Annotated in this window: 8 protein-coding genes; 5 read left to right on the top strand and 3 right to left on the bottom strand. The window is 57.8% G+C overall.

Annotated elements, in window-relative coordinates; all coding sequences use genetic code 11:
* The 3 genes from pssA to ACR3E0_RS21955 all read right to left on the bottom strand — a co-directional run bounded on the left by pssA (position 1) and on the right by ACR3E0_RS21955 (position 4,317).
* A complete protein-coding gene (pssA, locus tag ACR3E0_RS21945; RefSeq protein WP_480481160.1) occupies positions 1-747 on the bottom strand; it encodes a CDP-diacylglycerol--serine O-phosphatidyltransferase in 747 nt (248 codons plus the stop codon).
* Positions 748-759: 12 nt separating this feature from the next.
* Entirely contained in the window at positions 760-1,434 is a 675-nt protein-coding gene (locus ACR3E0_RS21950) for a phosphatidylserine decarboxylase (protein ID WP_480481162.1), read from the bottom strand.
* A gap of 918 nt (positions 1,435-2,352) precedes the next feature.
* The gene (locus ACR3E0_RS21955) at positions 2,353-4,317 is read right to left on the bottom strand and encodes a CocE/NonD family hydrolase (protein WP_480481164.1); all 1,965 of its coding nucleotides are present in this window, start codon (positions 4,315-4,317) and stop codon (positions 2,353-2,355) included.
* 165 nt (positions 4,318-4,482) lie between these two features.
* On the opposite strand from ACR3E0_RS21955, the gene ACR3E0_RS21960 reads away from it, so the two are divergent.
* From ACR3E0_RS21960 to ACR3E0_RS21980, 5 genes are all read left to right on the top strand, one after another.
* On the top strand, positions 4,483-5,145 hold the full coding sequence (locus tag ACR3E0_RS21960) for a helix-turn-helix domain-containing protein (protein ID WP_480481166.1): 663 nt from the start codon (positions 4,483-4,485) through the stop codon (positions 5,143-5,145).
* The gene (locus tag ACR3E0_RS21965) at positions 5,142-7,178 is read left to right on the top strand and encodes an oxidoreductase (protein WP_480481713.1); all 2,037 of its coding nucleotides are present in this window, start codon (positions 5,142-5,144) and stop codon (positions 7,176-7,178) included. The genes ACR3E0_RS21960 and ACR3E0_RS21965 overlap by 4 nt, the downstream gene beginning before the upstream one ends.
* 128 nt (positions 7,179-7,306) lie before the next feature.
* The gene (locus ACR3E0_RS21970) at positions 7,307-7,999 is read left to right on the top strand and encodes a helix-turn-helix domain-containing protein (protein WP_480481170.1); all 693 of its coding nucleotides are present in this window, start codon (positions 7,307-7,309) and stop codon (positions 7,997-7,999) included.
* A 92-nt stretch (positions 8,000-8,091) separates the two neighbouring features.
* Complete coding sequence (locus tag ACR3E0_RS21975; RefSeq protein ID WP_480481172.1) at positions 8,092-9,651, top strand: ABC transporter substrate-binding protein; 1,560 nt, start codon at positions 8,092-8,094, stop codon at positions 9,649-9,651.
* Between the two features lie 55 nt (positions 9,652-9,706).
* Complete coding sequence (locus tag ACR3E0_RS21980; protein ID WP_480481174.1) at positions 9,707-10,651, top strand: ABC transporter permease; 945 nt, start codon at positions 9,707-9,709, stop codon at positions 10,649-10,651.
* Positions 10,652-10,661: the final 10 nt, after the last annotated feature.

Raw genomic sequence — 10,661 nt, forward strand, 5'->3', positions numbered from 1 at the left:
TCAACGGTTAGAAGATGTTTTTTTGTCGAGCCACGCCCAGGCGACCATTCCCACATATCCAACGCAAAGCGCGATCAGTGTGGCCCAGGCAAATGTCAGCAGCGCCGCCCCGACAACGGCAACACCTATGAGAAAGAACTTTGCGTTTTCGCGGGAGATCCGCGTGGTCTTGAAAGACCAGGTCGGTATTTGGCTGATGAGCAGCAAACCGATGAGCGCCATATAAACGCAAATCAGAACACTGGGCAGCAATGGAGCATCCGCAAAAGCGAAGGACAGATACATTGGCAACATGACCAGCAGCGCCCCTGCAGGGGCCGGGACCCCCTGGAAATAGGCATTGTTCTGATCGCAGGTCTCGGACTTGCTGCCCACATTGAACCGGGCCAGGCGCATGACGCAGCACACTGAAAAAAACAGAACCGCAAGCCATGCAGCGCTGCGTATATCCTGCAAGGCCCAGAAATAGAGAACGAGCGGCGGGGCCACCCCGAAGTTCAAAAAATCAGCAAGTGAATCGAGCTCTGCCCCGATTTTGCTGTCACTGCTGAGCAGGCGCGCGATACGCCCGTCAAGCCCATCAAGCACACAGGCCGCAATAATCAGCTGTACTGCGAGCACGTAATTGCCCTGAACGCCAAATCTGATTGCCGACAAGCCCGCGCAGATCGCCGTAATGGTCAGCGCATTGGGAAGCAAATGGATGAGCGTGAATCCGGTCTCTTCGTTTTTTGATGGGTCTGCCACTGATCCAGCTACCTACTTTTCTTCGGGCGCGGGCAAACTGGCAAGGACGGTTTCACCTGCAATCATCGTTTGCCCGACACGCACCTGCGGTTCCACGCCATCCGGCAGATAGACATCCAGCCGTGAACCGAAACGGATCAATCCAAATCGCTCTCCGGTTTGAAGCGCGTCGCCGGGTTTCGTGAAACAGACGATCCGTCTGGCCACCAGGCCGGCAATCTGGACAACGGCCAGGTCCTGACCATTTGTCATGCGAACGCGCAAGCTGTTGCGCTCGTTGTCGGCACTGGCCTTGTCCAGGGATGCGTTGAAGAATTTGCCGGGGCGATAGGCAACGGCGGCAATCTCACCTTCAATGGGCACCCGGTTCACATGGCAATTGAAGACACTCATGAACACACTGACACGGGTGAGAGGCGCGTCGGGCATCCCAAGCTCGCTCGGCGGCACCGCCCCTTCGATCATCGAAACCACCCCATCCGCCGGGCTGACGATCAGCCCGTCTTTTGTCGGAGGCACACGTTCCGGATCGCGAAAGAAATAGTAGCACCAGATCGTGAGGCCAACGCCGATCCATCCCAGAATGTCTGACAGCAGAAACAACCCGACCGTTATGGCGGCGAAGATCCCGACAAACCGAATGCCCTCCGGGTGCATTGGTTTGATGAACGTGTCGCGCATGCGCATCGCAAGTTTTCCCTAAGGTAAATCGACGGCACTTTCATAAGTGGATTGGTGTGGAACGCAAGTGTAACGGACGCCATTAACGTGGGTCCTGTGCACCGGCCGACCTGCATAGGTCTGTCCTTCAATACCAGAAACGCAACCGAGATAATGTGGCCCTGCGGAAACGGCCGCTCGAACCGAGCAAATGAGCAGAATCGGTTCGGCTAACGGCGCCTGTAGAAAGGCTCGGAGGGTTTGAATTCGATCATGTCGCCTGTGGGGTCCGCGATATCCAGAAGGGGCACAGTGGTTTGCCGAACAAACGGGTGCAGAGGTCATCCCCACCGAACCCGAGCCCGGTCAGTGGTATTGGAGCTATGGCGTGCCCCTGCCGCATGTGGCAGCACTTGAAATCATCGGACCCACCCCCGAAACATTCCGGTTTTCATCCCATCAAACAGGTGTTGAAGCAGTTTGAAACGCCAACTCCGATCTTCTGGCACCTGGGAACACGGGATTTCGCAACATTCTGCAAAACTTTAAAATCGGCAGGTGCGAAAGTCGAACGCATCGAGCATCTGGACAGTGACACCCCTTATGGCAGACGAACCTATACGCGCGGCGTGTTCGGTCCGGGTTTTCGGTCAACGCGGCCTTGTGCAATTTTCTGGAAGGCCCGTCCGATAAGGCCCGGAGTTGGAACAGGGCCATTGTGTCAGGTGGTGGACTTCAGCCTAACGTCGCCGCGCTGAACCACGTGCTTGAGGCGCTCGGGCTCAAACTACGCGCATTGGAAGGAAAAGAGGGCGTTACAATCCGCCTCAAGACACCCACAGGGGACCTCACACTTTCCGGTGCAATCCCAAAGTTTTCGGGAACAGTATCCAAATGGGCCAACGGGTTGCTGGAACAGGGCGTTTGTCATCCGCCAGGGATGACCTAGGAAATACGCCAGCGCCGCATCGCAAAGAGGCGCTCGTTCCATTCCACGTTCATTTCAGCTTCGGCCGTAATGCATCCGAAAGAGGAGTTTGCAGTCAGTGTCATGGAAACCGTGGCCGTTCCGTCAGGGCGTTCAAAAACCATCCGGTGATCAACGGTCGTCTCTTGCACGGCCGCATCCGACATATCCAAAACATGCAACATGCTGGTTTCATAGCCGAAAACCGTGCCGGTTTCGTGAAAGGCCGTTTTAGCGAGTGGCTGATGCCAACCCGTCTCGACCACGTTCCCACGAACATTGCTCCAACGTTCCAGCTCATTTGGTGAATGGGTAGAGTGTGTTTTCTGTACCGGCAAATCTTGTCGCGGGGGCAAAGGCGTTTGCAAGTCAGTCACCTTGCCCGCGACGACGGGCACCCGCAGCACTCCCATCTCCAGCAGGAGATCTTCAGCTGACGCCGTTGTGAGAATAAGTGGCCAAAGGGACGACGACACTGCCAGCCGGATACGATGCCCCTTACAAACGCGATAAGCCGTTGAATGAAAGCGAATATCCGCAACAAACCTGCCTGCCTTTGCGTTGGTTGGTTTGCGATCCATGTTTTCGTCCAGTGAAAGATTTCGGACGCCATAGCTGATAAGTGCGGCAACATCGTCCGTGTTGACGTCACTGAGCCGCGCTATGATCTGGCCCGGAACATCAGCGCTTTCACCGCTTAAACCAAGAGTAACGGCACCATAGATAACCAAGTCTTCATCCAAGGGGGCCGTTTCGAAAAGCAACGATCTGGAATCGTCTGAGTTTTGGTCAAGGGGCAACCCACCCGAGCGGCCAAAATACCCTGTGTCGCCCGAACTCTGCCCCACCAACGGGTCGGCGGAAATTCTCCAAGGCGGGTTGCCGTTTGCTGAGTTCAGTTCAGACAAGGCCAACTCCTGTGTCACGGTTTCCCCGGGCGTCGGGCCACTTTGGATCCATTTGCCTGATCGTTTTTCCAATATGTCATCCGGCGTATCGAACTCGCGTAGCCAGACACGCAAACGAGGCCAATTCGGGGTTTCTGGGGTGGCCGGTTTCAACCAGTGATCCCACCACTCCAACGCCAACGCCTGAAAACCCATCGCCGGTCCCGGAACCCCATGATCCGGATAGTGGTGTCCCCAGGGTCCGACGACCCCCCAGACCAAGTCAGGTCGCCGATCGACTAAAGACATGACCGAGTTCGAGTAGCGATCGCTCCATCCACCGATGGACAGGATCGGAACGGAAAGTGCATCCGCGTCATGAATGACAGATCCGTGCCGCCAGTACTCACCCCGCCCATCTTCTCGCAGCCAGTTTTCAAGCGGAAAAGAGAGGTTCTCAATTCTCTCGTTCCACACTGTTTTCCAATCTGACCCCACACTTGGCGAGGGCGGCGACGCCAGAATCGAGGGCAAGGTTGCGCCCCACTCGAACGTATCGGACAGAACGCAACCGCCCATGTAATGGATATCATCCTCGAACCGATCATGTGTGGCACAGACGGCAATCACTGCCTTCAGCGGTTCCGGGGCATTGATACTTGCCTGAAGAGATGCGGTGCCGCCCCAGGACGTACCGAACATCCCGACACGGCCGTTGCACCACGGCTGAGCGGCCAACCATTCGATGACTTGCCGCGCATCATCCAGCTCTGCCTTGGAATACATGTCCGGCATATGCCCTTCGCTGTCACCCGAACCGCGCATGTCGACCCGGATGCAGGCATAGCCATGCGCGGCAAAATAGGGATGGTTCCGCTCATCCCGCGCACGCACCATGTCGGTTTTGCGATAGGGGATGTATTCCAGAAGGGCAGGCACAGGCGTCTGCGTCACCGGGCGCCACAGCCGTGCGGCCAATCGCACGCCATCCGACATTTCGATCCATAGATGGTCGGTCTCTGTCACCTCGAAAGGGTTTTTGGTTTGGTCCGTCATTTTGATCTGCAGTCTGCCTTCGGGGTCTGCCCCAGTTCTGCAAATTCAGAATGAACTTGCAACCGAATAGGAAAATTCATTCAAAAATAGAATTTGACTTAAAAATTCTAGTCTGATTTCAATTCATATGGAACACAGCTGCTCACTTCGAACTCAGAGAACCGTATGCCATCGGAAAATGTCATCGCCTTACCGTCCGCAATCTCCTCACTCGGGAGCGAGGTTCGGCAATTGCGCAAAGCCCGTCAGCTTACACTCAAACAACTCAGCAAAGCGGCGGGTATCTCGCTGAGTCACGTGTCGGCGATTGAACGGGGTGTATCCAAGCCTTCGGTCGACGTCTTGCAAACCATCGCCAGCGCGCTGAGCGTCACGCCCGATTGGTTCTTTGCCCGCCGCGCCGGCGCCGGTCCGATGGAGCAGGCCTTTGTCGTGCGCGCCCAGAACCGCCGTGCGCTCAACACCCTGTACGGTCAGGATGCGGCTGAGTTGGGTTATACCGATCAGTTGCTGTCCAGCTCGATCGGCGGTCAGTTCTATATGGGCTTGGCGGTATACGCGCCCCATGCCGCGCGTCCCGAAGAGCCACTGCAAAAGCACGAAGGCGAAGAGCATGGTCTGGTGCTGGAGGGCGAGCTGGAAATGCAGATCGGCGACGAGTTCATAATTCTGCGCGCCGGAGACAGCTACAGTTTCGACGCGCGCATCCCGCATCATGCACGTAACAGGACGGACCGGGTGTGTCGGCTGATCTGGGCGGTCTCGCCGGTGGTCATTCCGAAGGATGTCGTCGCGCCTCGGACTTCGGACGCGGAGTCTTCATCATGAGCCGCGATGTTCTGCTTCAGCCCTATCAGTTGAAACATCTGACCCTGAAAAACCGGATCATGACCACCAGTCACGAACCCGCCTACCCCGAAGACGGCATGCCCAAGGAACGCTATCGCGCCTATCACGAAACGCGTGCCAAAGCGGGTGTTGCGATGACGATGACGGCGGGTTCGGCAATTGTCAGCCGCGACAGTCCGCCGGTGTTCAACAACATCCTGGCTTACAAGGATGAGGTCGTGCGCTGGATGGGTGAACTGTCGGATGCGTGTCACGCGCATGGCTGTGCGGTGATGATCCAGTTGACCCATCTGGGGCGACGCACGGGTTGGAACAAGGGCGATTGGTTACCCTCCTTGTCGCCGTCGCACTATCGCGAACCAGCGCACCGAGCCTTTCCGAAGAAGATCGAGGATTTCGATATCGAGCGTATCGTGACCGACTACGCCGACGCGGCTGAACGGATGCAGGATGCGGGTTTGGATGGGATCGAGTTGCAGGCCTACGGTCACTTGCTCGATCAGTTCTGGTCGCCCCTGACCAACACGATGGATGCACCTTTTGGTGGCAATCTCGACAATCGGCTGCGCTTTGGCTTCATGGTTCTGGACGCGATCCGTGATCGCGTCGGGCCCGATTTCATCGTCGGGGTTCGCTACACGGCCGATGAAGTCGAAAAAGGCGGTATCACCGAGCAAGAAGGGCTCGAAATCGCCCGGAGGCTGCGCGACAGCGGTCAGGTCGACTTTCTGAACGTCATACGAGGGCGCATTCACACGGACCCGGCACTGACCGATGTGATACCGGTGCAAGGCATGAAAAGTGCGCCGCATCTGGATTTCGCTGGGCGGGTGCGGGCGGAGATTGGTATGCCCACCTTCCACGCGTCTCGTATTCCCGATGTCGCGACGGCCCGGCACGCGGTGGCTTCGGGCCTTCTGGATATGGTTGGCATGACCCGCGCGCATATGGCCGATCCGATGATCGTGTCCAAGATTCAAGCCGGACAGGAAGATGACATTCGCCCCTGTGTCGGCGCGACATATTGCCTGGATCGGATCTATCAGGCGGGTGAAGCCTTGTGCATTCACAACCCGGCGACCGGGCGTGAGTTGTCGATGCCGCACATCATCCCAACCGCTGACAAACGCCGCCGGGCAGTCATTGTGGGCGCAGGTCCCGGCGGGCTGGAAGCGGCGCGTGTAGCGGCGGAACGCGGGCACGATGTCACGGTCCTCGAAGCTGCCCCGGAACCCGGTGGACAAGTACGCCTGACCGCGCAATCCAAGCGCCGCGCCGAGATGATCGGGATCATCGACTGGCGCATGGCTCAATGCGCTGCCCGCGACGTGCAATTCCAGTTTAATACCTTTGCCGAAGCCGCGGACGTGACCGCCCTGTCGCCGGACATGGTCGTGATCGCGACGGGTGGATTGCCTGAGACAACGATCCTTGATTCGGGCAACGAGCTTGCGATTTCCGCCTGGGATATCCTGTCGGGTGACGCGCCGCCTGGTGAAAACGTGTTGATCTATGATGATGCGGGCGACCACCCGGCACTGATGGCCGCCGAGGTCATTGCCGCCGCCGGGGCAAAGGTTGAGATCATGACCCGGGATCGCAGTTTCGCACCGGAAGTGATGGCGATGAATCTGGTGCCCTATATGCGGTCCCTGCAGAAAACCGGCGCCCAGTTCACCGTCACCCGAACCCTGAAGGCAATTGAGAAGTCGGGCAACCAACTGCTGGCTCATATCGGGACCGACTATTCAGACCTGGTCGAAAAAAATTACGATCAGGTGGTTGTCAATCAGGGAACTCAACCTCTGGACGACCTCTACTTTGATCTCAAACCCCTGTCGCGCAACCGCGGCGCGCTGGATCAAGACGCGCTTGTTCAAGGCTCGGGCGCTCTTTTTCCGCAGACGAATTCCGACGCGGGTTTTGATCTCTATCGCATCGGCGACGCGGTTTCAGCACGCAACATTCATGCCGCAATCTACGACGCACTTCGAATTGGAATCCGATGGTAGCACGCGCAAAAAACAGCCATTCACCACATAGGGACGTCGTCAATACGAGAAAAAACTACGAAATTTCTTGCGAAAAAGAAACGCTGGCGTAGCATTTCCGTAAGACCGAGCGAGCGAAGGGAGGAATCGTGAGCCAGGGCACATCAAGAAACTATACCCGCACTGCAAGCGAAGAGGGTCTTGCCGCGTTCGGCGCCGAGGTACGTCAACTGCGCAGGGCCCGCCAGATGACTCTGGCCGAGCTTGCCAACAGCAGCGGAGTTTCGATCAGTCATCTCAGCGCAATTGAACGCGGTACGGTGAGCGCGTCATTGAACAAGATATCGCGCATCGCGGCGGCCCTTGGCGTACCCGAAGAATGGTTCTTCAATCACCGTCCCGGCGCGGGCCCGCTGGAACGCGCTTATGTCGTGCGTCAGTCGAACCGTCGCAACCTGAATCTGTTGTATGACGAGCCAATCGAACAATCAGGCTACGCGGATCAGTTGCTGTCCAGTTCCATCGGTGGCGGATTTTGTCTGGGTGTTTCAGACTATCGCCCCTATTCCGAACAGGTGATTGACCAGTATTTCTCGCGCGATGGCGAGATGCACGGGGTCATTATGGAGGGTGAGCTCGAGCTTGTGCTTGAGGATGAGACCGTCACCTTGCGCACCGGCGACAGTTTCAGCTTTCCCGGTGATGTCCTGCACGTCCTTCGCAACGTAACAGACCAACCCGCGCGCATGATCTGGGTGAACTCACCCGTCATCATTCCAAGATTCTCAGCGCTTGGCGCTGATGAGCAACTGCCACAGTCACACAAGAAAAAGAACGGATAACGCCTGCTGGCACCTGAAGTCGCGGGGACACGCCCCGCAAGCAACCAAACCGGACAGATGCCCGGACACGAAGACAAACAGGGAGTAAGCAAATGAGTTCGATTTTCAAAGGGGACGTATCACGGCGATCCGTTCTGGCCGGTGCCGGTGCACTCGGTGCGGCCAGCCTCGCCTTTCCTCATATGGCCGTCAGTGCCGATGGCTCGGTTCTGACCATTCGGTCTTATAGCGACCTGCAGGTTCTGGACCCCGCCTTCTGGCTGGCGCTGCCCGAGGCCGACATCATGCGGTCGATTTATGCCCCGCTGGTGTCAAACCAACAAGGCGACGAATGGAACTGGCGTCCGGTGGCTGTGGAAAGCATTGAACAACTGGACGATCTGACCATCGCCTTCAAACTGCGTGACAATATCGGATTCACGGACGGGTTTGGCCAGATGACGGCTGACGACGTTAAATTCTCGATCGAACGGATTGCTGATCCGGCTAACGAAAGCCCCTATGCTGGTGATTGGGGCGCCCTGAAAGAGGTGGAGGTCAAGGACACGCTCTCAGGCCTGATCCATCTGAACAACAAGTTCGTGCCACTCTGGACAACCACGCTGCCAACACCCGCATCCTGCATCGTTTCAAGAAAGGCGGTCGACGAAATCGGCGGCAAGATCGGATCCGAGCCGGTGGCGCAATCCGGTCAGTACATTCTGACCGAGTGGGTTCCCAAGCAGAAAACCGTACTTAAGCGCAACCCCGACTGGGCCTATGAACCGGGCGGGTATGAGGAAATCCACATCCTGCCCATCGAAGACCCGTCGACCGCAGAACTGGGTTTTGAAGCTGGTGATCTGGACTATACCTGGACGTCGGTATCCTCGCTGCCGCGTCTCAAGGAAAACCCGCCTGCGGGATCGGTTGTCGAGGAAAAACCCTCGCTGGCCTATGTCTGGCTGGGCATGAATCAGGACAATGAAGCGCTTAAAGACGTTCGTATCCGCCGTGCCATCCAGCATGCGATTGACCGTCAAACGGTTGTTGATGCGGCTTACTTCGGCGCTGCAGCCGTGGGCAACGGCATCATTGCGCCTGGACTGCCCGGCAGCCGGGACAGCGTGACCTACGACTATGATCCCGATAAGGCGCGCGAGTTACTGGCAGAAGCAGGCGCCGAGGGTATGACCGTCACTCTGGACATTCTGAACCAATCCGAGCGTCTGACGGCGGCGCAGGTCATTCAGGCCAATCTGGCCGAGGTTGGCGTCACCTGCGAGATAAAACAGAATGACAGTGGTACGTTCTGGACACTGGGGTCCAAGGATGGCGACTACTTCATGAACCTGCAACTTGTGCTCAGCCGGTTCTCGATGAACCCCGACCCAAGCTGGGCGACGGTCTGGTTTACACCGGAACAGGTTGGCGTCTGGAACTGGGAACGGTTCAACAACGAGGAGTACAAGGCACTGCACGACGAGGGCCTTGTCGAAAGCGATCCGGCCAAGCGCGATGAGATCTATAAGAAGATGCAGGGTCTCATGGACGAAAGCGGGTGTTATGTGTTCCTGACGCATGAGGTGGTCGGAGTGATCCACAAAGATACGGTCAATCCGGGTCTCAAGCCGAATGGTGAGCCGTTGCTGCCGCTGTTCAAACCCGCCTGATCCACGCAAACGGGCGGCGCGTGACCGCCGCCCGCACGGCCTTTGGGGGGCGCGTATGCTGAGCTATTTTTTCAAACGGCTTGGGCTGGCTGCGGCGATCGTGTCGGTCGCTATGTTCCTGCTGTTTTGCATGATTTACCTGATCCCCGGCGACCCGGCCTCGGTCGCGCTGGGGCCTCGGGCGACCGAGGAAATGCGCGCCGCCCTGCGTGAGAAGATGGGATTGAACCAGCCAGTTCTGGTTCAGTTCTGGAACTTCTACATCGGGGCATGGACAGGTGATCTGGGAGACGAGGTTCTGTCAGGCCGCCCCGTCACCACGGTCGTGTTCGAGCAACTGCCCTATACGTTGGCGCTGATCGTTGGCGGCATCACGTGGTCCGTGGCTCTGGGCATACCGCTGGGTTGCTGGGCTGCGGTCAGCCGGGGCAGTTGGGCCGACCGCGTTGTCGGTATCCTGTCCGTGGCGGTGATTGCGGTGCCCTCCTTTGTGATCGCGATTTACGCACTGCTGATCTTCGCAGTCGAACTGCGCTGGCTGCCCGCCATCGGGGCGGGCGAACCCGGCGATCTGAGTGATCAGCTGACTCACCTTATCCTGCCCTCGCTGGCGGTCGGATTGGGCTGGGTTGGCTATATCGCCCGCATGGTCCGCGCCTCGATGCTGGAAGTGCTTGAGGCCAGCCATATCCGCACGGCGCGTGCCTTTGGGCTGCCGGACCGAACGATCACCTATCGCTATGCTTTGTCGATCGCGATCCTGCCAACAGTCACATTGCTGGGCGTCGGGATCGGTCAGATGCTCTCATCGGCCGTCTTTGCCGAGATCGTCTTTGCCCGCCCCGGCGTCGGCAAACTGGTCTATGACGCCATCCTGACCCGTAACTTTCCCATCGTGACAGGCACCGTTCTGATCACGACCGTCCTGTTCGTTCTGCTCAACCTGTTGGCAGACCTCATCATCGGAGCTTTGGATCCCCGTGTCAGAAGCAGTTTCTAACCCCGCCCCC

This window comes from Ruegeria sp. AJ12 (assembly GCF_056536245.1).